The following is a 24,128-nucleotide window of genomic DNA, read 5'->3' as shown; positions in this document are numbered from 1 at the left end:
GGCTAGCCATACGCTGGGTACGTGAGCACCCTGACGTCGAGCCTGCGCACCAATGCGGTGTGGCCTGTGCTATCCGGCGTCGCCCTGCTGGCCGGTGTGACGGCGGCGGCCCTGGGCGCGCTGACGCTGGCTGACGCGCTGACGGCCACCGGCCTGCCAGACCCCGGGCCGGTCACTACCTACGGCCTGCCGTTCGTTCGGGCCGCGGGCGAGATCGCCGCCGTCGTCGCGGCGGGATCGTTCATGTTCGCCGCGTTCATAGTGCCGCCCCAGCAGAGCGGCGTGCTCGACGCCGACGGGTACCGGGCGCTGCGCGTCGGGACCGTCGCGTCGGCGATCTGGACGGTGGCCGCCGCGCTGCTCGTGCCGCTGACGGTCTCCGATGTCACCGGTCAACCGCTGTCGACGCGGCTCAGCCCAGCGGACATCTGGTCGGTGGCAAGCCTGGTCGAGACGGCGGGGGCGTGGCGGTGGACGGCGTTCCTCGCCGCGATCGTCGCGGTCGCGAGCATTCCGGTGCTGCGCTGGTCGCCGACGCCGCTGCTGTTCGTAGGTTCGCTGATCACGCTGCTGCCGCTGGCGCTGACGGGGCATTCGTCGACCGGCGGATCACACGACCTGGCGACCAACAGCCTGCTCATCCATCTGGTCGCCGCCGCGCTGTGGGCGGGTGGGCTGCTGGCGCTGCTGGTTCACGCGCTGCGTAGCGGCGGGCACGCCGACCTGGCCGCCCGCCGGTTCTCGGCCGTCGCACTGTGGTGCTTCGTCGCAATGGCTCTCAGCGGAATCGTCAACGCCCTGGTGCGAATCCGCCCCGGCGATTTGTTCGACGGCGGCTACGGCCTGCTGATCGTCGCCAAGGTGATCGCCCTGTGCACGCTCGGGGTGATCGGCTGGCGTCAGCGGCGCAGCGGTGTCGCGGCACTGCAGGCCGATCCAGCGGCGCGCGGCCCGCTGATCAGGCTTGCCATCACCGAGGCGGTGGTCTTCGGTCTCACCTTCGGCGTCGCGGTCGCGCTGAGCCGGACCCCTCCGCCTGCGCCACCGATCTTCAACCCGTCGATACCCGCCATCGAGATCGGCTACGACTTCGCAGGCCCGCCCACGGTGGCCCGAATCCTGTTCGACTGGCGGTTCGACCTCATATTCGGAACAGCGGCGATCGTGATGGCGCTCTTGTATCTCGCCGGGGTTCGGCGGCTGCGGCGGCGCGGTGACATGTGGCCGACGGGCCGGATCGTCGCGTGGCTGCTCGGCTGCCTGGTGCTGTTGTTCGCGACGTCGTCGGGTCTGGGCCGGTACATGCCCGCGATGTTCAGCATGCACATGGTCGCCCACATGCTGCTGTCGATGCTGACGCCGATCCTGCTGGTGCTGGGGGCACCGGTGACGCTGGCGCTGCGGGCGCTGCCCGCGTCGGGCAAGGCGGATCCGCCGGGACCGCGCGAATGGCTACTCGCCGCCCTGCATTCGAGGGTGTCGAGGTTCTTCACCAATCCCATCATCGCGACGGCCTTGTTCGTCGCCGGCTTCTACGGTCTGTATTTCGGCGGGATCTTCGACGCCGCCGTCGGCTCCCATGCCGCGCATGTCGCGATGAACCTGCACTTCCTGCTGACCGGATACCTCTTCTACTGGGTCGTCATCGGCGTCGATCCCACGCCGCGACCGATTCCGCCGCTGGGCAAGGTCGGCATGGTTTTCGCGTCGCTGCCGCTGCACGCGTTTTTCGGTGTCGTGTTGATGAGCACCAACAGCGTGCTGGGGGAGAGCTTCTACAAGTCGCTGCAGCTGTACTGGCACACCGATCTGCTGGGCGATCAGAAGCTTGGCGGTGGAATCGCTTGGTCGGCAGGCGAAGTGCCGCTTGTCATCGTGATGATCGCGCTGCTGGTGCAGTGGACGCGCAGCGACCGGCGTACGGCCAAGCGCCTCGACCGGGCCGCCGATCGCGACGAGGACGCCGACCTGGCTGCCTACAACAGGATGCTGGCGCAGCTGGCGAAGCGGGATGCGCACTAGGCGTAGGTGACGACGGGTACTTCGGTGAACCCCTAACCCCGCGCGAAATTGCGTTCCGGCAGAAGAAGTGCGAGTGAGGGCCTGCCGGAACGCAATTTCGCGGGGAGTTGGACGAGGCCGACCACGTTCCACAGTCCGCGATTCATGCACAGCGTGCTGTCGAGCGTCGGCCCCGCCATCGCGTGGCGTCGGTGCCGACCGGATCAATAGCGGTGTACGGCACAAGCCGGATCACATCGAAGGGACGAGCAATGTTCGAGACACCAATTCACATCGTCGGCAACATCATCACCGACCCGGTGCTGCGTCGCGTCGGCGATCAGCAGGTCTACAAGTTCCGGGTGGCCAGCAATTCCCGCCGCCGCACCGCCGATGGCACCTGGGAGCCGGGCAACACGCTGTATGCGTCGATCAACTGCTGGAGCAAGGGCCTGGTGAAGGGTGTCGGCGCCTCGCTCGGGAAGGGTGACCCCGTCATCGTTGTCGGATACGTGCACACCAGCGAATACGACGACCGCGACGGCAACCGTCGTTCGTCGGTGGAAGTGCGGGCCACCGCGGTGGGGCCGGATCTGGCACGAAGCACCGCAAGCGTCGACCGGCTCAGAAACACCGTCGCGAACAGCGACGATGCCGCTGAGGACAAGGACGACGAAGCCGAGAGCGAAGCCGGCTCGGTCGAGGCTGACGAGAGCCTCGACAGTGAGGTTCTGCCAGTGTCGGCGTGAGGAGCCGCGGCCGCCGACGGCGCAGTCTTCGACGGCCGCTGTCTACGCCTACGATGGTCCGCGAGCATTACCCGAGACCAGAGAGGCATGACAACACCCATGGCCGATTTCATCTACACGATGCGGAAGGTCCGCAAGGCGCACGGCGACAAGGTCATCCTTGACGACGTCACCTTGAACTTCCTTCCCGGCGCGAAGATCGGCGTGGTCGGTCCGAACGGCGCGGGTAAGTCCAGCGTCCTGAAGATCATGGCCGGGCTCGACCAGCCCAACAACGGCGACGCGTTTGTCCAGCCCGGTGCCGCGGTCGGCATCCTGCAGCAGGAGCCACAGCTCGACGAGACGAAGACGGTGCGCGAGAACGTCGAAGCCGGCGTGGCAGTGAAGGCCAAACTCAACCGCTTCAACGAGGTCGCCGAGCTGATGGCCACCGACTACTCCGACGAGCTGATGGAGGAGATGGGCCATCTGCAGGAGGAGCTCGACGCCGCCGACGCGTGGGACATCGACTCCCAGCTCGAACAGGCGATGGACGCGCTGCGCTGCCCGCCGCCCGACGAGCCGGTGACCCACCTGTCGGGCGGCGAGCGTCGCCGGGTGGCGCTGTGCAAGCTGCTGCTGTCCAAGCCCGACCTGCTGCTGCTCGACGAGCCGACCAACCACCTCGACGCCGAGAGCGTGTTGTGGCTCGAGCACCACCTCGCCGAGTACAAGGGCGCCATCATGGCCGTCACCCACGACCGGTACTTCCTCGACAACGTCGCCGAGTGGATCCTCGAACTCGACCGCGGCCGTGCCTATCCGTACGAGGGCAACTACTCCACCTACCTGGAGAAGAAGGCCGCGCGCGTGGCCGTTCAGGGCCGAAAGGACGCCAAGCTGCAGAAGCGTCTGCAGGACGAACTGGCCTGGGTGAGGTCGGGTGCGAAGGCCCGCCAGGCGAAGAGCAAGGCGCGCCTCGGGCGCTACGAGGAGATGGCGGCCGAAGCCGAGAAGACCCGCAAGCTCGACTTCGAGGAGATCCAGATCCCGACAGGGCCGCGGCTGGGCAGCGTCGTGGTCGAGGTCGAACACATGGACAAGGGTTTCGATGGCAGGCAGCTCATCAAGGACCTGTCCTTCACGCTCCCGCGCAACGGCATCGTCGGCGTCATCGGTCCCAATGGCGTCGGCAAGACCACGCTCTTCAAGACCATCGTGGGCCTCGAGCAACCCGACAGCGGCAGCGTCAAGGTCGGAGAGACCGTCAAGCTGAGCTACGTCGACCAGAGCCGCGCGGGCATCGACCCGAAGAAGACGGTGTGGGAGGTCGTGTCCGACAAACTCGACTACATCGAGGTCGGCCAGAACGAGATCCCTTCGCGGGCCTACGTGTCGGCGTTCGGGTTCAAGGGGCCGGACCAGCAGAAACCCGCGGGTGTGCTGTCCGGCGGCGAGCGCAACCGCCTGAACCTGGCGCTCACCTTGAAAGAGGGCGGCAACCTGATCCTGCTCGACGAGCCGACCAACGACCTCGACGTCGAGACGTTGAGCTCGCTGGAGAACGCGCTGGAGAAGTTCCCGGGCTGCGCAGTGGTGATCTCCCACGACCGCTGGTTTCTGGACAGGACGTGTACGCACATTTTGGCCTGGGAGGGCGACGACGACAACGAAGCCAAATGGTTCTGGTTCGAAGGCAATTTCGCGGCCTACGAAGAGAACAAAGTGGAACGACTCGGTATCGATGCGGCTCGTCCTCACAGGGTTACCCACCGCAAGCTCACACGCGACTAGTGTCGCCACTGCGTGCCACGGAGCCGCTGCGCGGCGACATCCAACGGAGGACGGTGCGCACCTTTAAGCGAGGAGCGGGCGGCATGACGGTCAATCCAGGGGCGGGGGGTATCGGGGGGAACACCGAATTGATGGTCGCCCCGGCCACCCTGGAGAAACTCGCCAGGGCGTACCTCTCGACCTATCACGGGCCGCACGGCGACGCTCCCATGGCCGACGCGGTCACCGGACCGGTCGACATGTCGGCCGCGGGCAAGCTGATGTCGCCGAACCTGCTGTCCGCGCACTACCGGCTCGGCAGGCGCCGACAGCCCGGCGAGACGCTCGTCGAGATCTATCCGGCAGGCGATCAGGGCGGATTCGGCCCGGCGATCCAGATCGTCACCGACTACGCGACGATGCTGATGGACTCCGTCACCGTGCTGCTGCACCGGGTCGGGGTGGCCTACAAGGCGATCATGAATCCGGTTCTCCGGGTGCGCCGGGACCCGTCCGGCGAGCTGCGCGACATCCAGCCCGCTGCCGAGGCCGACAACCGCCACGAAGCCGTCGACGAGGCGTGGATTCACGTCCAACTGTCCAGCTCCGTCGACCTCAAGGCCGTCGACGAAGCCCGGCGGCTGTTGCCGAGGGTGCTCGCCGACGCCCGCCAGGTCGCACTCGACTCACGCGCGTTGACGGGAACGCTGCTCGGTCTGGCCAACGAACTCGACACCGACCCCGAGGGCCGATTCCCCGGCGCCGACCGAAGAGATGTCGCGGCGTTGCTGCGCTGGCTCGCCGACGGGCATTTCGTGCTGCTCGGCTATCAGCGCTGCCCGGTGCAGGGCGGTGAGGCGTCGGTCGACGTGTCCAGCCGCCTCGGCATCCTTCGATTCCGCGACGACGTCCTGCCGCAGCTCACCGACGGCGACGACCTGCTGGTGCTCGCGCAGGCCACTATTCCCAGCTTTCTGCGCTACGGCGCGTACCCCTACATCGTCGTCATCCGCGAGCATCCCGGGCATCAGGCGATCGAACATCGGTTCGTCGGTTTGTTCACCGTTGCCGCCATGAATTCCAATGTGATGGACATACCGCTGATCTCGCGGCGAGTCAGCGAAGCCATCGCGATGGCGCAGCGCGATCCCAGCCACCCGGCGCAATTGCTGCTCGACATCATCCAGACCATACCGCGCCCAGAGCTTTTCACGCTGAGCTCCCAGGAGCTGCTCGACATGGCTATGGCCGTGGTCGATCTCGGCTCGCGACGGCGCACGCTGCTGTTCCTGCGCGCCGACCACCTCGCGCATTTCCTCTCCTGTCTGGTGTATCTGCCACGCGACCGCTACACCACCGCGGTGCGGCTGGAGATGCAGGACATCCTGGTTCGCGAGCTCGGCGGCGAGGGGATCGAGTACACCGCACGGGTCAGCGAATCCCCCTGGGCCGTCGTGCATTTCACTGTCCGCCTGCCCAAGGGCTCACGACCGCAGGGCGTCGACGTCTCGCTCGCCAACGAGGCGCGCATCCAAGACCTGCTGACCGAGGCGGCGCGGACCTGGGGTGACCGTCTACTCGGTGCGGTCAAGACGGGATCGATCGGCCAGGCCAGTGCAGAGCACTACTCGAGCGCCTTCACCGAGGACTACAAGCAGGCGGTCACACCGCACGACGCGATCAACGACATCGCGATCATCGAAGAGTTGCAGGACAACTCGGTCAAGCTGGTGTTCTCCGAGGGCGCGGACGGCGCCGCCAAACTGATCTGGTATCTCGGCGGACGCTCGGCATCGCTGAGTCAGCTGCTGCCGATGCTGCAGTCCATGGGTGTCATCGTGCTCGAGGAGCGGCCGTTCACGGTCACGCGTGGCGACGGTCTGCCGGTGTGGATATATCAGTTCAAGATCTCGGTGCTCGCCGACATCCCCGACGAACCCGAGGGACCGGAACGCGATGCGACGGCGGTTCGGTTCGCCGACGCGGTCACCGCGATCTGGCACGGCCGCGCCGAGATCGACCGGTTCAACGAGCTGGTTCTGCGGGCCCGCCTGACGTGGCAGCAGGTCATGATCCTGCGCACCTACGCAAAGTACCTGCGTCAGGCCGGCTTCCCGTACAGCCAGGCCCATATCGAGAACGTGCTCAACGGCAATCCAACGACCTCGCGATCGCTGGTCGAATTGTTCGACGCCATGTTCAACCCCGCCTCCGATCCCGAACGCAAGGCCGCCCAGACGGCAGCGGCACGGGTGGCCGCCGACATCGACGCGTTGACGAGTCTGGACACCGACCGCGTGCTGCGCGGATTCGCGTCGATGATCCAGGCGACGCTGCGCACCAACTACTTCGTCACCCGTGAGGATTCGGCGCGTGCGCAGAACGTGCTCGCGGTGAAGCTGAACTCCCAACTGATCGACGAACTCCCACTGCCGCGGCCGATGTTCGAGATCTTCGTCTACTCACCGCGTGTCGAAGGTGTGCACCTGCGGTTCGGCTTCGTCGCCCGCGGCGGGCTGCGCTGGTCGGATCGCAAGGAGGACTTCCGCACCGAGATACTCGGCCTGGTCAAGGCGCAGGCCGTGAAGAACGCCGTCATCGTGCCGGTCGGCGCCAAGGGCGGATTCGTCGTCAAGCAGCCTTCACCGCTCACCGGTGACCCTGCTGCCGACCGCGAGACCCAACGTAGCGACGGCATCGCCTGCTACAAGCTCTTCATCTCGGGTCTGCTCGACCTCACCGACAATGTCGAGCAGACCACCGGAAAGGTCGTCACGCCAACCGATGTCGTGCGCCGCGACGGCGACGACGCCTACCTGGTGGTGGCCGCGGACAAAGGCACGGCGACATTCTCCGACATCGCGAACGACGTCGCGAAGTCCTACGGCTTCTGGCTCGGCGACGCGTTCGCCTCCGGCGGGTCGGTCGGCTACGACCACAAAGAAATGGGCATCACCGCCAAGGGGGCATGGGAAAGCGTCAAGCGGCACTTCCGCGAGATGGGCGTCGACACCCAGTCCGAGGACTTCACCGTCGTCGGCGTCGGCGACATGAGCGGTGACGTTTTCGGCAACGGAATGCTGCTGTCGCAGCACATCCGGCTGGCCGCGGCGTTCGACCACCGGCATGTCTTCCTCGATCCGAACCCCGATGCGACGACGTCGTGGAACGAACGCAAGCGGATGTTCGGCCTGCCGCGTTCGACGTGGGACGACTACGACAAGTCGCTGATCAGCGAAGGCGGCGGGGTGTACAGCCGCGAGCAGAAGTCGATCCCGATCAGCCCGCAGGTCCGCACCGCCCTCGGGATCGAGGACGGCGTCGACGAGCTGCCGCCGCCAGACCTGTTGCGGCGCATCCTGAAGGCGCCGGTGGACCTGCTGTGGAACGGCGGCATCGGCACCTACATCAAGGCCGAGACGGAGTCCGACGCCGAGGTCGGCGACCGCGCCAACGACATGATCCGGGTGAACGGAAACCAGGTGCGCGCCAAGGTGGTCGGCGAGGGCGGCAATCTCGGTGTCACGTCCCGCGGTCGCATCGAGTTCGACCTGTCCGGAGGCCGGATCAACACCGACGCGATGGACAATTCGGCAGGCGTCGACTGCTCGGACCACGAGGTCAACATCAAGATCCTGATCGACGCGCTGGTGAGCAACGGCAAGTTGCAGGCAGAGGACCGGACGGACCTGCTGCTGTCGATGACCGACGAGGTCGGTGAGCTGGTTCTGGTGGACAACAAGGACCAGAACGACTTGATGGGTACCAGCCGCGCCAATGCGCCCAGCCTGCTGTCTGTGCACGCACGCCAGATCAAGGATCTCGAAGCCGACGATCGGTTGAACCGCGAGCTCGAGGCGCTGCCGTCGGAGAAGGAGATCCGCCGTCGCACCGAAGCCGGGATCGGCTTGACCTCGCCGGAACTCGCGACGCTGATGGCGCACGTCAAGCTCGATCTCAAGCAGAAGGTGCTGAGCAGCGACCTGCCCGACCAGGAGGTGTTCGCCGCCCGGCTGCCGCGCTACTTCCCGACCCGGCTGCGCGACGAGTTCACAACGGAGATCCGAACGCACCAGCTGCGGCGGGAAATCGTCACCACGATGCTGGTCAACGATGTCATCGACACCGCGGGAATCACGTACGTGTACCGGGTGATCGAGGACGTCGGGGTCGGGCCGGTGGATGCGGTTCGGTCGTACGTGGCGACCGACGCGATATTCGGCGTCGACAAGCTGTGGCGCGCGATCCGCGCCGCCGGCCTGGCGGTACACGTGTCGGACCGGTTGACGCTGGATCTGCGTCGGCAGGTCGACCGTGCCGGTCGGTGGCTGTTGAACTACCGGCCGCAGCCGCTGGCGGTCGGCGCCGAGATCAACCGGTTCGCCAAGACGGTGGCCGAGCTGACACCGCGTATCCGGGAATGGGTGCGCGGCGATGACCGCACGATCGTCGAGAAAGAGGTCGCGCAGTTCGTCGGGCACGGTGTGCCAGACGATCTCGCCTACCAGATCGCCAGCGGGCTGTATCAGTATGTGCTGCTGGACGTCATCGACATCTCGGACATCGTCGAGCGCGAGCCCGCGGAAGTGGCCGACACGTACTTCGCGCTGCTCGACTACCTCAACACCGATGCGCTGCTGACGGCGGTCTCCGGTCTGCCACGCGATGACCGCTGGCATTCGTTGGCGCGGTTGGCGATTCGCGACGACATCTACGGGTCGCTGCGATCGCTGTGCTTCGACGTGCTCGCCGCAGGTGAGCCGGACGAGACTGGTGAGCAGAAGATCGAGGAGTGGGAGCTGATCAACGGTTCCAGGGTGAAGCGTGCGCGGCGGACCTTGAACGAGATCTACGAGTCTGACCAACGAGACCTCGCGACGCTGTCGGTGGCGGCGCGGCAGATTCGCAGCATGACACGAACAAGCGGAACAGGGAGCTCTGGGTGACGGGTTTTGTAGCGCCGGTGCATGTCCGTTGGTCGGACATCGACATGTACCAGCACATCAACCACGGCACCATGGTCACCATCCTCGAAGAGGCCCGCATCCCTTTCCTGCGAGAGCCGTTCGAAGAGGTCATCGACGAGATCGGTCTGCTCATCCATGAGGTCAAGATCCTGTACAAGGGGCAACTTCGGCTGAGGGATTCGCCGCTGCAGGTGACGATGTGGTCGAAGCGGGTGCGAGCCGTGGACTTCACCATCGGCTACGAGGTGCGGTCGGTGAACAAGCCCGCGGACTCCAGGCCCGCCGTCATCGCCGAAACTCAGCTGGCCACCGTCCACATCAAAGAGCAGCGGCTCCAGCGGCTTTCGCCCGCGCAGCAAGAGTATCTGCAGCGCTGGCTTCGATGAGTAGCCCCGAGCGGGGCGTCTGGCTCGCGGATGCCGCCCACCGCGAGGATCTCGCCACGTTCGTCGAACGGGCGCTACGGCTCGACGATGCCGCCGTCATCCGGTTGCGCGAGCGCGACGACGACTTGCTGGTCGCTTGGGCGGCAACGGGTTTCGATGTGCTGGCCAGCCGGGTGGTTGCGGGCCGGGTACGCCCGGCCGACCTGAGCGCAGGCGCGGACGCGCTCATGCAGGGCCTAGGCGCGATGGACAGCAGCGGACACGTCGACCCGGGCTTCCCGATGGACTCGGCATGGCGTGGCGCGCTGCCGCCGGACAGTGGCTTCGCGCACCTCGACGATGTGCCGGCGCGGGTGGTGCTCGACCTGGCGCAGCGGGGTGTCGCGCTGGCGAAGGAGCACAGCAGCTCGCACGGGCCGCCCGCGTCGCTGCTCGATCAGGAGGTGCTCGCGGTCAGCTCCGAGCACGGCGACGTCGGTATCCCGATGCGGTGCGTATTCGCATTGACGGCAATGGGTTTCCTACCAAACGATCCGGATACTCTGCCCGCCGACGAGATCGTCCGGGTGCGGGCGCTGCCCGCATGGCTGCGTATCGATGCGCGCTTCGGCTCGGTGTACCGCCGCCGCGGCGACCCCGCTTTGGTTCTGCGCTGACGTTCTCCCGCGAACAGACGCAAAAGTACCCCTGCGCAGAGGATTTGGGGTACTTTTGCGTCTGCTCGCCGAACAAAAACTTGTGTCAGCCCGCGAGTTGCGGACGTTCGAGGTGGCCGAAGATGCGTGTGACGAGATCCGTCGGGTGTCGTCTGACGTCGTCCACGACAATGGGAATACTGGTCCAGCCGGATTCCTGCAGTCGGGCAATCTTCATGCGATCGTGCTTGAAGGCATCAGGATTGGCGTGCCATTCGGCGCTGTCGTACTCCGCTGCGAGTCTGGCGTCGGGCCACGCGAAATCGACCCGCCAACGTTTGCCGTGATAGTCGACGATCTCATACTGCAGCTCAGGTAGTGGCAAGCCACCTTCGATGAACACAAGTCGTGTCTCGCTTTCCATCGCCGATTCAGATCGTCCATCGGCGTACCCCACGAGTTCACGCACGTCGACAATGCCGCGTCGGCCAGCCTGTTCGCGCACGGCGTTCGTCAAGTCGTCCCGCACGCATACTCCGCAGTGAAGAGCGGCGTCGAGTAACGCCAGCGCCCGCGGGCGGCGCACTGTGCGGGCCACTTCGACAGCAGTCAATGCCGGCGCTGTCGCCAGCCGGCCGTTGGTTCGCTTCAGCGGCGCACCGACTCGTTGGTGCACTGCCAAAACCTGTTCGGGCGCATTCGCACTCCGGGGTCGAGGATGTGAACGCTCTCGTCGGGTTCAGTATTGAATCCGTACAGGCCTGCCGCGGTGTTCATGCATGCGACTATCGGCTTGCCGGCGATGAAGTCGAGCGCTGCCAGCCGTGCCTGCAGGTCGGGCGGCCTCAGCGAGTAGATGCCGTGCCATACCCGAGTGATTCTTCCCGCCAGCACATGGGATCGCAGCATCTTGTGGGACATCAGCGCTTCGAGCTGTTGGGTGGTTGCCAGCCCGCCATTGTTGGAGAACAGCTCGTCCAGCATTTGTCCATGCTGTCCGACAGTCGCAGGAGGGAAGCAACCGTCGCGACGCCCTGTGGATCGCGTCTGCTCTGTGGATAACCCAGGGTGCCGAGCAGACGCAAAAGTACCCTCAGACAGCAGCTTTCGGGTACTTTTGCGATCCCCTACTGGCGTGTGGGCCCAGCTCGCGAGGAAACTAGACCAGCCAGGCGGCGGCGTTGGGGGGCAATCTGCCGTCGACGAGGTAGGCGCTGGCCAACAGCACTTCGCCTGCAGGCAGCTGCAAAGGTTCGTCGCCGGCATTCAGCGCGCACACCAGCCCGCCGCCGACCACGCGATACACCAGTGTGTCCGCCGGCGAGTCCAGCCACTCGATCGCGCGACCGTCGAACTCTCTTCGCGCACTGCGTAATTTCAGCGCCTTGCGATAGAACGACAGCGTCGAGCCCGGATCGGCCAATTGCTTCTCGACGGTCAATGCGGACCACTCCTGCGGCAACGGCAGCCACGTGTCGGGGTTCTCCGAGAAGCCGAACGGGGGAGCCTCGCCCTCCCACGGCATGGGCACTCGCGACCCGTCGCGGCCGCGGCGCGTATGCCCGGAGCGTTCCCACACCGGGTCGCGTAGTGCCTCGTCGGGCAGGTCCACGTTGGCCAGCCCGAGTTCCTCGCCGTTGTAGACGAACACCGCACCGGGCAGCGCCAGCATGACCAGCGCCATCGCCCACGCGCGAGCCAGGCCGACATCGCCGCCGCCATAGCGGGTGACGTCGCGGTCGACGTCATGGTTCGACAGCGTCCACGTCGGGGTCGCGTCCTCGAGAGCCGCGGCCGCCAGCGAGTTCTCGACCGCACCGCGGATGTCCGCCGCGTCGAATGCCGCCCTCAGCAGCCGGAAGTTGAACCCGAGATGCAGTTCGTCGGCGCGGATGTAGCGCGAGAACTGCTCGTTGTCGTAGACCCACACCTCGCCGATCGCGACCGCCTGCGGATAGTCGTCCAGCACCGTGCGGATATGGCGGTGGATCTCGTGCACACCCTCGTGGTTGAACCGCGGATCGTCGTCCATGTCGGCCAGCAGCATCTCGGCCCCGATGACCCGCATATCGGGCAGACCGGGTGGTTTGGCCATGCCGTGCGCGACGTCGATACGGAAGCCGTCGACGCCGCGTTCCAACCAGAATCGCAGCGTCTTCTCGAGATCGTCGTAGACCTCGCGGTTCTCCCAGTTGAGGTCGGGCTGCTCGGCGTCGAACAGATGCAGATACCACTGCCCGAGGTTGCCGTCGGGTTCGGTGATGCGGGTCCACGCGGGCCCGCCGAAGATGGACACCCAGTTGTTGGGCGGCTGCATCCCGCCGGCGCCGGTGCCGTCGCGGAAGATGTAGCGCTCCCGCGCCTCCGTTCCCGGACCCGCGGCCAGCGCGGCCTGGAACCACGGGTGCGCGGAGCTGGTGTGGTTGGGGACCAGATCCATCGTCACCTTGATGCTGCGCGCGTGAGCGGCCTCGATCAGCCGGTCGAGTGCCGCCATCCCACCGAACAACGGGTCGACATCGCGGGGATCGGACACGTCGTAGCCGTGGTCGGCCATCGGCGACACCATCACCGGGTTCAGCCAGATGGCGTCGACCCCCAGCGTCTCGAGATAGTCGAGGCGTGATGCGACGCCGTCGAGGTCGCCGACGCCGTCGCCGTCCGCATCGCAGAACGAGCGCGGATAGACCTGGTAGAAGATCGCGTGCGACCACCAGGGCCGGTCGTTCGGAAGAGCCACGCCCGCAACCTACACCGAGAGGATGTCGGCTCTCAGAACGGCGAGTTGACCATTGAGTTCGCGGCCATTTCCAGGTAGTTGAGCAGCGCCTTGCGGTGTTCGTCGTCAAGGGTCTGCGAGTCGATCGACGCCACTGCGGTGTGCATGCACCGCAGCCAGGCGTCGCGCTCGATGAAGCCGATCGTGAACGGGCTGTGCCGCATCCGCAGCCGCGGGTGACCGCGCTGGTCGGAATAGGTGCGTGGGCCGCCCCAGTACTGCTCGAGGAACATCCGCAGCCGTACCTCGGCGGCGTCGAGGTCCTCCGGCGGATACAGCGGAAGCAGGATCTCGTCCTCGCGGACCAGCTGATAGAACCGCGACACAATCGCATTGAAGGTGTCGTGGCCACCTACTTCGTCGTAGAACGATCGCTGCGGCTGCGTCACGCCACCCATTGTCCCAACTCGCTCTGTAGCGGGTGTCAGCCGGTGATGTCACAGGAAGTTCATCGGGCTGACCAGGAGACACGACAGAATTTGCTATGCGATTTTCCCCAATCCATGGTGAACTGTCGGTCGGAGGACGAATGGCGCATCGCAAAAAAAGCCGGTCTCGACTGGCTGGCCACCGGCACACCGGGCTCGCTGCGAGCCTGCCCGGAGAATCGCCCGCCCCGACATTGCTGCACAGTGTCGAAACCCGTCCCCCTACCCGCGAAGGCTCGATCTGGGGACGCCGCCGCGTACTCCTGCTGAACTCGACCTACGAACCGCTGACGGCCCTCCCGATGCGTCGGGCGGTCGTCATGCTGATGTGCGGCAAGGCCGACGTCGTGCACGCCGACCCGTCCGGGCCGGTGATCCACTCGGCATCCCGGTCGGTCACCGTGCCGTCGGTGATCCGGCTGCGGTCGTTTGTGCGGGTGCCCTACCGCGCCCGGATTCCGATGACGCGGGCCGCGCTGATGCACCGCGACCGGTTCCGCTGCGGCTACTGCGGCGGCAAGGCCGACACCGTCGACCATGTGGTGCCCCGCAGCCGCGGCGGCGAGCACACGTGGGAGAACTGCGTGGCCGCCTGCTCGACCTGTAATCACCGCAAGGCCGACCGGCTGCTCGCCGAACTGGGCTGGACGCTGCGCTCGACGCCGGCGCGGCCCAAAGGTCAGCACTGGCGGCTGCTGTCGACGGTCAAGGAACTCGACCCGGCCTGGATGAGATATCTGGGTGAGGGCGCGGCCTAGTCACGCGTCGCGATAAGGTTTGCGCGTGAGCACCGCACTTGCACATTCCCTGTTGGGCGGGGTGCCGCTGGTCATGCTGTTGGTTTTGATCGCGCTGATCTGGGGCGTGGGCAAGAACCGCAAAGGCCCGCACCCGGCGACCTACAAGATGTCTGATTCCGAGTGGACCCACGAGCCGATCCTGTGGGCAGCCGATGAGCCGGAGTCGCATGGGCATGACCACCCGTTGACGATTGGAGGCGGCGCAAGTGGCAAGTGGTGAAATAGTCGCGCGTCCGTCCGGCGAACTGGAGCGCGGCTTCGTCGTCACGTCCAGCGGTCGGATCTCGGGCGTCACCCAGCCCGGCGAAGCCTCGCTCACCTATCCATTCCCGGTCAAGGACCTGGTGCGGCTCGACGATGCGCTGAAGTTCGGGTCGCGCAAGGCCAAGGCCCGCTTCGCGGTCTACATCGGCGACCTCGGATCGGACACGGCCGCGACCGCGCGCGAGGTGCTGGCCAGCGTGCCGACGCCCAACAACGCGGTGCTGCTGGCGGTGTCGCCCAACCAGAAGGCCATCGAGGTCGTATACGGGTCGCAGGTGAAGGGCCGCGGCATCGAGGAGTCGGCGCCGCTCGGCGTGAAGGCCGCCGCGGCGTCCTTCAACTACGGCAACCTGATCGCCGGCCTCGTCAGCGCCATCAAGGTGATGAGCGCGGGCGTCTCACCCGCCTACCCGCTTGCCGCGAAATAGGGGGCACCTCCCGCTTGCGGGGGACATTCCTGGTCGTGATCTCGCGGTTTCTACAGCCATAGCCTCTCTTTCGCGGGTCTAGCTGACGTCGAAGGCTCGTGCACGCAGCGCGCGTTCGACGCCGGCGCGGCCTTCGAGCACCAGCCGTCGCAGCGACGGCTGCATGTCGCCCTCCATGAACCTGGTGGCGGCCGCCAGCGCGTCCTCGCTGATGTCCCATGACGGGTACAGGCCGATGACGACCGTCTGCGCGACCTCGCTGGACCGTCGCTCCCACACACCCGGAATGGCCGCGAAGTATTTCGCGGTGAACGGCTGCAGCAGCGCCTGCTGACCCGGCTGCACGAACCCGTCGATGATCGACCGCCCGACGATGTTGGGCAGCGTGTCGTCCTCGATGACGAGCCGCCACGCGGTGTTCTTCACAGCGGGCTGCGGACGGGCCGCCGCCGCGCGCGCGGCGTTGCGCTTGCCCGCCGCCGTTGGATCCCGTTCGGCCTCCGCGTCGATGAAAGGCGTTGCCTCGCCGTCACCGTCGATGTCGCCGGCGGCTGCGAGCGCGGTGACGATGCGCCACCTCAGATCGGTGTCGATCGTCAGGCCCGGCAAACCGTGGTCGGCCGGATCGGTGTCGAGCAGCGCGGCCAGCACGGCGACGTGACGAAATGCGAGCACCGAGGAGCACAGCGCGTTGACGAACGCGAGCTGGTGGTCGGAACCGGGTTCGGCGGCGCGGGCCAACTCGAGCAGCCGATCGACGAACGACGGCCAGCCGTCCGAGCACGCCCAGTCCGGGTCGGCGTAGGAACGCAGCGCGGTCTGCGCCTGCATCAGGAGTCGTTGTGCGACACCGACTTCGGTTTCAGCGTGCACACCCGCCATGACCAGTGCGACGAAGTCGCGGGCCTTCAGCTCGGCCTCCCGCGTCATCTCCCATGCCGCCGACCAGGCCAGCGTGCGGGGGAGGGGTTCGGCGATGTCGGCGATGCGGGTCAACACGGTCTGCAGCGACTCGGGGTCGAGCCGAAGCGAGCAGTAGGTCAGATCGTCGTCGTTGACCAGGATCAGCTTGCCGCGCGGAATACCGTCCAGCGCAGGGACTTCGGTGAGGTCGCCCTCGATGTCGAGTTCCTCGCGGTGAACCCGCACCAGTTTGCCCGAGCCGTCGTCGTCGTAGATGCCGACGGCGAGGCGGTGCACCCGAGTCTCGCCTGCGCCTGGCTCGGCACCGCTCTGGCTGATGCCGAAGCGGCTGAACCGGCCGTCGGCGTCGATGTCGAAGTCGGCGCGCAAGGTGTTGAGTCCGGTCGTCTTCAGCCACTGTTGGCCCCAGTGCGACAGGTCGCGGCCCGACGACTTCTCCAGCGCGCCGAGCAGATCACCGAAGGTGGCGTTGCCGAACGCGTGATCGCGAAAGTAATCCCGCAGCCCTGCGAGGAACGCCTCGAGGCCGACGTAGGCGACCAGCTGCTTGAGCACGCTCGCGCCCTTGGCGTAGGTGATGCCGTCGAAGTTGACCTCGACGGCGGCGAGGTCCGGGATGTCGGCGGCGACCGGGTGCGTCGACGGCAGCTGATCCTGCCGGTAGGCCCACGATTTCTCTGCGTTGGCGAATGTCGTCCACGCCTCGGTGTATTCGGTGGCTTCGCTCTGGCAGAGCACCGACGCGAACGTCGCGAACGACTCGTTGAGCCACAGGTCGTCCCACCACTTCATCGTGACGAGGTCGCCGAACCACATGTGCGCCATCTCGTGCAGGACCGTCTCGGCGCGACGTTCGTATGACGCGCGCGTGACCTTGCTGCGGAAGACGTAGTCCTCGAGAAACGTTACGGCTCCGGCGTTTTCCATCGCGCCGGCGTTGAACTCCGGGACGAAGAGCTGGTCGTACTTGCCGAAGGCGTACGGTTCACCGAAATTGCGGTGATAGAAGCCGAAGCCCTTCTTGGTTTCGGTGAACAACCGCTCGGCATCCATGAACTCTTCCAGCGACTTACGGCAGAACAGTCCCAGCGGGATTTCGCCGTGCTCGTCGGTGTAGGCGTCGCGCCAGACTGCGTAGGGCCCGGCGATGAGCGCGACGAGGTAGGTGCTCATCTTCGGAGTCGTGACGAAGGTGATGGTCTTGCGGTGACCGTCCACCTGGGCGTCGGCGGGGGCACCGTTGGACACGACCTCCCAGTGCGCGGGCGCGCTGACGGTGATGTCGAAGGTCGCCTTCAGATCAGGCTGGTCGAAACACGCGAACATCCTTTTGGCGTCGGCGGTTTCGAATTGCGAGTACAGGTAGACCTCGTTGTCGACGGGGTCGACGAACCGGTGCAGTCCCTCGCCGGTGTTGGAGTAGAGGCAGGTGGCGTCGACGATGAGGGTGTTGCGTTGTTGGAGGCCGGGCAGCGCGATGCCCTCGGCTTCGTCGTATGCCGAGACGTCGAGGTCCACGCCGTTGAGGGTGGCGCGCCGCACGCTTTCGGCGGCGATGTCGATGTAGGTGTCGGCGCCGGGCAAGGCCTCGAACTCGACGGTCGCAATGGATCGGAACGTCTTTTCGCCGGGCGCGCCGGTGCCGTCGGTGAGGTCGAGGTCGACGAGGTAGCGGTCAACGGTGACGAGCGCGGCTCGTTCGATCGCCTGGTCACAGGTCAGATTGGGAAGTACCACACGTCTAACCTAGTGGCCCGTCGGACGGCGGGCCGGGTGTGGCTAGCGGACGGGCAGACCGGGCAGTCGGGGGACGCCGGCCAGTCCGGACAGGCCCTGGTTGTCCTGCAGCATGTTGAGGAACGTGCCGTTGCCGATCGAGCCCATCATCTGCGGGCAGTACATGGAGATCGCGATGCCGGTGAAGAAGGCGGCGAGGCCGGGGTTGATGCCGTTGTCGGCGACGGTCGTCGCGACCTGGGCGAAGTTCTTGCCGGGTTCGACGAGCATCGGGCAGACCCGCTCGCCGAGTTGCGCTGTGAGATCGGCGTTGTTGTTGGCGTAGGGGATGTCGGCGCGGTTCAGCGCCGCCAGGAAAGCGTCGTTATCGGGGTCGGCGGACGCGGGGGCGGCGAACGCAAGGGATGCTGCGATGCCTGCTGCGGCCGCCAACGCGGCGGCGCGAGTCAATGGTTTCACTTATGTAACAGTGGTTGACTCAAGTCACATTGACACCACGCTTGTATAACTATTTGGAACACGTGTGCGCGGCGCGTGGTTGAGGTAACCGAGTTCTGTCCACCGAACACCGATTGAGAGGACGCCCCATGCCCGAGAAGTCCGTGGCCGATTTCTGGTTCGACCCGCTGTGCCCGTGGTGCTGGATCACGTCGCGATGGATTCTCGAGGTCGAGAAGGTCCGCGATATCGAGGTGAAGTTCCACGTGATGAGCCTCGCGGTGCTCAACGAAGGACGCGACCTGCCGGAGGAGTACCGCGAAGGTCTGAAGCAGGCGTGGAAGCCGGTTCGGGTGGCGATCGCCGCTGAGCAGAACAAGGGCTCCGAGGTGCTGGCGCTGCTATACACCGCGATGGGCACACGGATTCACAATCAGCAGAACAAGGACTTCGACGTCGTCATCAAAGAGTCGCTCGAGGAGGTCGGGCTGCCGGCCGAGCTGGCCGAGGCCGCCGACAGCGACAAGTACGACGAGGCGCTGCGCAAGAGCCACCACGCCGGCATGGACAAGGTCGGCGAGGACGTCGGCACCCCGACGATTCACGTCAACGGCGTCGCGTTCTTCGGCCCGGTGCTGTCGCGGATCCCGCGCGGCGAGGAGGCAGGCAAGCTGTGGGACGCGTCGGTGATTTTCGCGTCGTACCCGCACTTCTGGGAGCTCAAGCGCTCGCGGACCGAGGACCCGCAGTTCGACTAGGCGCGTTGATCAGTCCTCGTCGGCGTCGATTTCTGCGTGATGGCCGCGACTGCGCCGAATTCACAGCCCTGATGCAGAACTCGACGAGGCCGACAGGGGGTCCACGCGCACTTCTGCGCCCATATGTTGGTTTGGGCGTCGGGGAGGTCTGCCAGAATGGCCGCCATGCGCGTCTACCTGGGCTCTGACCATGCCGGCTTCGAACTCAAGAACGAGATCATCGAGCACCTGAAGAAGAGCGGGCACGAGCCCATCGACTGCGGCGCCTACACCTATGACGCCGAGGACGACTACCCGGCGTTCTGCCTCGCCGCGGCGCTGAAGACCGTCGGCGACAACGAGAGCCTCGGCATCGTCATCGGCGGCTCCGGCAACGGCGAGCAGATCGCCGCCAACAAGGTGCCCGGGGCGCGCTGCGCGTTGGCGTGGAGCACCGAGACGGCCAAGCTGGCGCGCGAGCACAACAACGCCCAGCTGATGGGCATCGGCGGTCGCATGCACACCATCCCCGAGGCGCTGGAGATCGTCGATGCATTCCTAGGCGCCGAGTGGTCGAAAGCCGAACGGCACCAACGTCGTATCAACATCTTGAAGAAGTACGAGGAGACCCACATCCCGCCCACCGTGCCAGGCGCCCCGGCCTAGCGGATGCCCGAAGGCCACACTCTTCACCGGCTGGCACGGCTCCACCAGCGAAAGTTCGGGCGCGCACCCGTCATCGTCTCCAGCCCGCAAGGGCGCTTCGCCGACGGTGCCGCCGCCGTCAACGGCCGGGTGCTGAAGAAAGCCAGCGCCTGGGGCAAGCACCTGTTTCACCACTACGAGGGCGGGCGCGTCGTGCACGTGCACCTCGGCCTGTACGGCAAGTTCAGCGAGGTCGAGCCGCCGATGCCGCTGCCGGTGGGCCAGGTGCGGATGCGGATGGTCGGCTCTGACTTCGGCACCGACCTGCGCGGGCCGACGGTGTGCGAGGTGATCGAGGAGCCCGACGTCGACGACGTCATCGCACGGCTCGGGCCCGACCCGTTGCGCCGCGACGCCGACAGCACGCTGGCGTGGGTGCGAATCAGTAAGTCGCGCAGGCCGATCGGCGCGCTACTGATGGACCAGACGGTGATGGCGGGCGTCGGCAACGTGTACCGCAACGAGCTGCTGTTCCGTCATCGCATCGACCCGTACCGGCCGGGCACGATGATCGGCGCCGACGAGTTCGATGCGATGTGGACCGATCTCGTCGCACTGATGGCGATCGGGCTGCGGCGCGGCAAGATCATCACGATGGACCGCGCCGACGACCGCGGCCTGCCGTCGTATCGGCCGGGGCGTCCGCGTACCTGGGTTTATCGCCGCGCAGGAGAGCCGTGCCGAGTGTGTGGAACCGAGATCCGCACCGCCGTGCTCGAGGGTCGCAACCTGTTCTGGTGCCCGACCGACCAGGCCTGAGTTTCTCCGGCGAGCAGACGGAAAAGTCCCCGATTTTCGGCGTGCCAGGGTACTTATGCGACTGCTCGCGGTGAGAAATCAACCGACAACTCAGCGACAATCGGGCGCGTGGAAGTCATCCTCGTGGTCGTCGGAGCCATCGTCGTCACCGCCATGGCGCATCGACGCGGGCTCGAACCCGCGCTGATCATCGTCGTCATCGGCATCGCCGTGTCGTTCCTTCCCGGGTTCGAGGCGCCCGAACTCGACTCACACATCCTGCTGTCAGTGGTCCTGCCCCCGCTGCTGTACTCAGCGGCGCTCGACTTCTCTTTCCCGACGTTCCTACGCAACATCCGGCCGATCCTCGGACTCGGCGTCGGATTGGTCGTGGTGACTGCGTTCGCAGTGGCGCTGGTGTCGTCGTGGCTGGTAGTCGTCCCGTTGGCGTTCGGGACCGCGCTGGTGCTTGGTGCGATCGTCGCCCCGCCCGATGCGGTGACGGCGGTGGCGGTGGGGCGCAAGCTCGGCCTGCCCAAGCGCGTGATGGCGATCCTGACGGGGGAGAGCCTCATCAACGACGCCGCGGCGTTGACGTTGTTCACGATCGCGGTGGTGCAGGTCGCGGGTGGCCAGACGTTCATCGAGAACCCGTTCCTGCTGTTCGGGTACAGCGCGTTGGCCGGGCCGTTGGTGGGAGCGGCACTCGGCTTCGTGACGTTGTGGATTCGACGGCGGCTCGCCAACCCCGGACTGGAGACGGTGCAGGGGCTGGTGGTGCCGTTCGCGGCGTTCATCTGCGCCGAGGAACTGCACGCATCAGGTGTATTAGCCGTTGTCGTAGCGGGTTTCGTGGTCGGCAATGGAACACTCGACGCCGGGTACCAGACGCGGCTGCAGGAGCGGTACGTATGGAATTCGGTCGACGTGCTGCTCGAGGCGTTCGTGTTCGCCTACATAGGGCTGCATCTGCGATTTGTGCTCGAGGATCTGCATCAGTCTGATGATTCACTGGCGCAGGTCGCCGTCGCATCGGCGATCATCCTCATGATCGTGCTGGTGATTCGGCCGCTGTCGGTGTTCGCGATCTTCGGCCGCAACAAGTTGTCGTCGCATGTCGAAAGCCGCCTCAGTGTGCCCGTTCCGGCGGTGGGTGCCCGCGGGGCGCTGGGGACGCGACAACGGTCGAAGCCGCCTGGTAGATGGCGCTCACGGATCGACCGTCGTCCGCTGAGTTGGCGGGAAAGCGTCGTGGTGTCGTGGACGGGCATGCGCGGTGTGGTGACACTGGCAGCCGCAGCGGCCATTCCGGCGACGACGGTGTCCGGCGAACCGTTCCCAGAGCGCGCGACCATCCAGGCGATCGCGTTCGTGGTCAGTGTCGGCACCTTGTTGATCCAGGGCTGGACACTGCCGCTGCTGATTCGGCGGCTGCATCTGTCGCGGTTCAGCGACGACCATGCCGCCGACCGCGAGGAGGAACTCAAGGCCGAACGTATCGTGCACGAGGCGGCTGACGCGGTGCTTGCCGAGTTCCGGGCCAACCCGCCGGAGGGAATGGATCCGCGGACGCTGGCGGAGATTCGCGCAGTCGTCGCGCGGCACTCGCAGGATGCCGACGAGATGCCTGACCCCGACGCGCATACGAAACGGTCGGAGGTGTTCTCGGCGCTGTACCGCGATGTCCTTGCGGCACAACGCGAGGCGCTGATCGGCGAGCGCGACGAAGGCCGCATCGAAGATGAAGCCGTGCGCGCGATGCTCGAACGGCTCGATCTGCAGGAGGCCGGTGTGTCAGCGCGCCTGGAGAGCCGATTCTGACCAATTTCGGAGAGCGGTGCGTCGTCACTACTCAAACGTGCATGCTTGCGTCATGGAGCTGACGATCTTTGCTGCGCCGGGTTCGAGGTCGGCCGATTACGACCAATACTTGCGGTTGGCGCAGGCAGCCGAGACCTTCGGCTACGACGGGTTCGTTCGCGGAGACCACTATTGGGGTGAGGTAGAGCCCGGCTCGACCGACGCGTGGATGACCTTGGCCGGACTCGTCCGCGAGACCTCCACCATCCGGCTCGGTGTCTTGGTTACCGCGGCGACGTTTCGCCACCCGGGGTCGCTGGCAGTACAGGTCGCCCAGGTCGACCAGATGAGCAGGGGTCGCGTCGATTTCGGGTTGGGTGCGGGCTGGTATGAACCCGAGCACCGGGCCTACGGCATCCCGTACCCGTCGTGGGGAGAACGCTTCGACCGGTTCGAGGAGTCGTTGGCAGTGATCACCGGTCTGTGGCAGACCCCGGTCGGCGACCGATTCAACCACCACGGCAAGCATTTTCGCCTCGAGGACTGCTCGGCATTGCCGAAGCCCGTCCAGCCGGGCGGGCCGCCGATCATCATCGGCGGTGCCGGAACCAGGCGCACTCCCGCACTCGCCGCCCGCTACGCCGACGAATTCAACCACCAGCCGGGCAGGACGGACGTCGACGAACCTTTCAACGCGCAGCCCACCGCTGTCGCGGCGGTCGCTGCACAGTTCGAGCGAGTCAAACAGGCGTGTCAAGCGATTGATCGTGAACCCGGTGACATCAAGTTGTCCCATGCTGTGGTTCTGTGCTGTGGCCGAACCGACGCCGAAATCGCCGAACGGGCCGCGGCGATCGACCGCACAGTCGAGCAATTACGGGAACGCGGTGGCGCGGGTTCGCCCGCAGAGATCATCGACAGTGTTGGCCGCTATGCCGAGATCGGTTCCAAGCGAACATATTTCATGATCCGCAACATCGACGACATCGACCACCTCGAGCTGGTCGCGTCCGAGGTCATGCCCCAACTGCGGTGACGGGTCTAGAAGCCGCCGAAGTCTCCGCCGAAATCGCCACCGCCGAAGTCGCCGCCGCCCCAACCGCCGCTGTCGCCACCGCCCCAGCTGTCGCCGCCCATATCTCCGCCGCCATCGCCATAGTCCCCGCCGCCGTCGCCGCCGTAGTCGCTGCCCTCGCCCTGTCCGTTCTCGAAGCCCTGAGCGTCATAGCCGACACCGCCCATGCCCGAGAACAGTGCGCTGAACAGGAACACCGAGCCAACACCCCAGGCGCCCGCGACCAACGCAGGCTTCCACCACGGCTCGGAATACCAACCGGCCGGCACCGGACGGCCCGCGACGCGGCCGCCGGGGTAGTAGTTCGGGGTGCGTTCGGTCGGGTTGGGTGAGGCCTCGATCTCGCGGCCCTCGAACTCGACGCGCCGATCCTCGGTGACGACGCCTGCTGATTTCTGCCCGGACAGCGATTCGAGTTCGGGCCCGGGGTCCATGCCCATCGCGATGCGGGCGGCGCGCACGTAGTACAGCCCCTCCATGGCGCTTTCCTTCGCGAGCAGCGCCTGCTTGGCCGTCGTCGCCTGCTCGATCTGCCCGCCCGCGGCGTTGAAGCGCTCCGAGGCGTCGGCGAGGGCCTGCTTGGACGCGTCGTCGGTGCCGGTCAGGTTGATGACCTGGCCGCCGAGCCGATCGATGGTTCTCCGGGCGTCGGCCTTGGCGTCGGCCAGGGAGGCGGCATTCCGGTTGGCGGTATTGCGCGACGCTCGCCAGACAACTAGGCCGATCGCGCCGACAACGACAAGGATGAGCACCAGCAAGAAGCCGTCCATGACGACCAGCGTACT

General features: G+C 66.2%; 19 protein-coding genes and 1 pseudogene. 14 read left to right on the top strand and 6 right to left on the bottom strand.

Features of this window, described 5'->3' with window-relative positions:
• The first annotated feature begins 21 nt into the window (after positions 1-21).
• From C6A82_RS17650 to C6A82_RS17625, 6 genes are all read left to right on the top strand, one after another.
• Complete coding sequence (locus tag C6A82_RS17650; RefSeq protein ID WP_199193736.1) at positions 22-2,022, top strand: cytochrome c oxidase assembly protein; 2,001 nt, start codon at positions 22-24, stop codon at positions 2,020-2,022.
• A 251-nt stretch (positions 2,023-2,273) separates the two neighbouring features.
• A complete protein-coding gene (gene ssb / locus C6A82_RS17645) occupies positions 2,274-2,750 on the top strand; it encodes a single-stranded DNA-binding protein (RefSeq protein ID WP_105344666.1) in 477 nt (158 codons plus the stop codon).
• A gap of 99 nt (positions 2,751-2,849) precedes the next feature.
• The gene (ettA, locus tag C6A82_RS17640) at positions 2,850-4,523 is read left to right on the top strand and encodes an energy-dependent translational throttle protein EttA (protein ID WP_105344665.1); all 1,674 of its coding nucleotides are present in this window, start codon (positions 2,850-2,852) and stop codon (positions 4,521-4,523) included.
• An 83-nt stretch (positions 4,524-4,606) separates the two neighbouring features.
• Positions 4,607-9,448, top strand: coding sequence for an NAD-glutamate dehydrogenase (locus C6A82_RS17635; RefSeq protein WP_396836252.1), 4,842 nt, complete (start codon positions 4,607-4,609; stop codon positions 9,446-9,448).
• A gap of 44 nt (positions 9,449-9,492) precedes the next feature.
• Positions 9,493-9,855: a thioesterase family protein gene (locus C6A82_RS17630; protein ID WP_105346319.1), complete on the top strand. Its 363-nt coding sequence runs from the start codon at positions 9,493-9,495 to the stop codon at positions 9,853-9,855.
• On the top strand, positions 9,852-10,511 hold the full coding sequence (locus C6A82_RS17625) for a hypothetical protein (RefSeq protein ID WP_105346317.1): 660 nt from the start codon (positions 9,852-9,854) through the stop codon (positions 10,509-10,511). Before C6A82_RS17630 ends, C6A82_RS17625 begins: the two co-directional genes overlap by 4 nt.
• Before the next feature lie 85 nt (positions 10,512-10,596).
• Here C6A82_RS17625 and C6A82_RS17620 read toward each other — a convergent pair.
• The 3 genes and pseudogenes from C6A82_RS17620 to C6A82_RS17610 all read right to left on the bottom strand — a co-directional run bounded on the left by C6A82_RS17620 (position 10,597) and on the right by C6A82_RS17610 (position 13,667).
• Positions 10,597-11,474: pseudogene (locus C6A82_RS17620) on the bottom strand (type IV toxin-antitoxin system AbiEi family antitoxin domain-containing protein).
• A 175-nt stretch (positions 11,475-11,649) separates the two neighbouring features.
• A complete protein-coding gene (locus C6A82_RS17615) occupies positions 11,650-13,230 on the bottom strand; it encodes a glycoside hydrolase family 13 protein (protein WP_105346316.1) in 1,581 nt (526 codons plus the stop codon).
• 32 nt (positions 13,231-13,262) lie between these two features.
• Complete coding sequence (locus C6A82_RS17610) at positions 13,263-13,667, bottom strand: globin (protein WP_199193819.1); 405 nt, start codon at positions 13,665-13,667, stop codon at positions 13,263-13,265.
• Between the two features lie 131 nt (positions 13,668-13,798).
• On the opposite strand from C6A82_RS17610, the gene C6A82_RS17605 reads away from it, so the two are divergent.
• The 3 genes from C6A82_RS17605 to C6A82_RS17595 are packed head-to-tail and all read left to right on the top strand — an operon-like array spanning position 13,799 to position 15,189.
• Positions 13,799-14,455, top strand: a complete 657-nt coding sequence (locus C6A82_RS17605) for an HNH endonuclease (protein WP_105346315.1) — start codon at positions 13,799-13,801, stop codon at positions 14,453-14,455.
• A gap of 25 nt (positions 14,456-14,480) precedes the next feature.
• On the top strand, positions 14,481-14,717 hold the full coding sequence (locus C6A82_RS17600) for a hypothetical protein (protein WP_105346313.1): 237 nt from the start codon (positions 14,481-14,483) through the stop codon (positions 14,715-14,717).
• On the top strand, positions 14,704-15,189 hold the full coding sequence (locus C6A82_RS17595; protein ID WP_105346311.1) for a DUF5130 domain-containing protein: 486 nt from the start codon (positions 14,704-14,706) through the stop codon (positions 15,187-15,189). Before C6A82_RS17600 ends, C6A82_RS17595 begins: the two co-directional genes overlap by 14 nt.
• 78 nt (positions 15,190-15,267) lie before the next feature.
• Here the strand turns inward: C6A82_RS17595 and pepN are convergent, their stop codons facing one another.
• Entirely contained in the window at positions 15,268-17,850 is a 2,583-nt protein-coding gene (gene pepN, locus C6A82_RS17590) for an aminopeptidase N (RefSeq protein WP_105346309.1), read from the bottom strand.
• Between the two features lie 42 nt (positions 17,851-17,892).
• On the bottom strand, positions 17,893-18,300 hold the full coding sequence (locus C6A82_RS17585; RefSeq protein WP_396836820.1) for a DUF732 domain-containing protein: 408 nt from the start codon (positions 18,298-18,300) through the stop codon (positions 17,893-17,895).
• A 137-nt stretch (positions 18,301-18,437) separates the two neighbouring features.
• Here C6A82_RS17585 and C6A82_RS17580 point away from each other — a divergent pair, with 137 nt between their 5' ends.
• The 5 genes from C6A82_RS17580 to C6A82_RS17560 all read left to right on the top strand — a co-directional run bounded on the left by C6A82_RS17580 (position 18,438) and on the right by C6A82_RS17560 (position 23,304).
• Entirely contained in the window at positions 18,438-19,046 is a 609-nt protein-coding gene (locus C6A82_RS17580) for a DsbA family protein (RefSeq protein ID WP_105346305.1), read from the top strand.
• A 165-nt stretch (positions 19,047-19,211) separates the two neighbouring features.
• Positions 19,212-19,691, top strand: a complete 480-nt coding sequence (locus tag C6A82_RS17575; protein ID WP_105346327.1) for a ribose-5-phosphate isomerase — start codon at positions 19,212-19,214, stop codon at positions 19,689-19,691.
• Positions 19,692-19,694: 3 nt separating this feature from the next.
• On the top strand, positions 19,695-20,489 hold the full coding sequence (locus C6A82_RS17570) for an Fpg/Nei family DNA glycosylase (RefSeq protein ID WP_105346304.1): 795 nt from the start codon (positions 19,695-19,697) through the stop codon (positions 20,487-20,489).
• 108 nt (positions 20,490-20,597) lie between these two features.
• The gene (locus tag C6A82_RS17565) at positions 20,598-22,289 is read left to right on the top strand and encodes a sodium:proton antiporter (RefSeq protein WP_105346302.1); all 1,692 of its coding nucleotides are present in this window, start codon (positions 20,598-20,600) and stop codon (positions 22,287-22,289) included.
• Between the two features lie 52 nt (positions 22,290-22,341).
• Positions 22,342-23,304, top strand: coding sequence for a TIGR03560 family F420-dependent LLM class oxidoreductase (locus C6A82_RS17560; protein ID WP_105346300.1), 963 nt, complete (start codon positions 22,342-22,344; stop codon positions 23,302-23,304).
• Positions 23,305-23,309: 5 nt separating this feature from the next.
• Here the strand turns inward: C6A82_RS17560 and C6A82_RS17555 are convergent, their stop codons facing one another.
• Positions 23,310-24,113 carry a hypothetical protein gene (locus tag C6A82_RS17555; RefSeq protein WP_105346321.1) on the bottom strand — a complete coding sequence of 268 codons (804 nt, stop codon included), beginning with the start codon at positions 24,111-24,113 and terminating at the stop codon, positions 23,310-23,312.
• Between the last annotated feature and the right edge of the window lie 15 nt (positions 24,114-24,128).

It is taken from the genome of Mycobacterium sp. ITM-2016-00318 (assembly GCF_002968285.2).
GTDB lineage: Bacteria > Actinomycetota > Actinomycetes > Mycobacteriales > Mycobacteriaceae > Mycobacterium.
Note: the sequence above shows the minus strand (reverse complement) of the source record. Positions and strands in the feature narration are given on the sequence as shown.

Excerpts from the sequence above, each read along its gene's own strand:
- ssb (WP_105344666.1), top strand. The coding sequence starts at position 2,274 with ATGTTCGAGACACCAATTCACATCGTCGGCAACATCATCACCGACCCG.
- ettA (WP_105344665.1), top strand. The coding sequence starts at position 2,850 with ATGGCCGATTTCATCTACACGATGCGGAAGGTCCGCAAGGCGCACGGC.
- C6A82_RS17635 (WP_396836252.1), top strand. The coding sequence starts at position 4,607 with ATGACGGTCAATCCAGGGGCGGGGGGTATCGGGGGGAACACCGAATTG.
- C6A82_RS17630 (WP_105346319.1), top strand. The coding sequence starts at position 9,493 with ATGTACCAGCACATCAACCACGGCACCATGGTCACCATCCTCGAAGAG.
- C6A82_RS17625 (WP_105346317.1), top strand. The coding sequence starts at position 9,852 with ATGAGTAGCCCCGAGCGGGGCGTCTGGCTCGCGGATGCCGCCCACCGC.
- C6A82_RS17610 (WP_199193819.1), bottom strand. The coding sequence starts at position 13,667 with ATGGGTGGCGTGACGCAGCCGCAGCGATCGTTCTACGACGAAGTAGGT.
- C6A82_RS17605 (WP_105346315.1), top strand. The coding sequence starts at position 13,799 with ATGGCGCATCGCAAAAAAAGCCGGTCTCGACTGGCTGGCCACCGGCAC.
- C6A82_RS17580 (WP_105346305.1), top strand. The coding sequence starts at position 18,438 with ATGCCCGAGAAGTCCGTGGCCGATTTCTGGTTCGACCCGCTGTGCCCG.
- C6A82_RS17575 (WP_105346327.1), top strand. The coding sequence starts at position 19,212 with ATGCGCGTCTACCTGGGCTCTGACCATGCCGGCTTCGAACTCAAGAAC.
- C6A82_RS17570 (WP_105346304.1), top strand. The coding sequence starts at position 19,695 with ATGCCCGAAGGCCACACTCTTCACCGGCTGGCACGGCTCCACCAGCGA.
- C6A82_RS17560 (WP_105346300.1), top strand. The coding sequence starts at position 22,342 with ATGGAGCTGACGATCTTTGCTGCGCCGGGTTCGAGGTCGGCCGATTAC.
- C6A82_RS17555 (WP_105346321.1), bottom strand. The coding sequence starts at position 24,113 with ATGGACGGCTTCTTGCTGGTGCTCATCCTTGTCGTTGTCGGCGCGATC.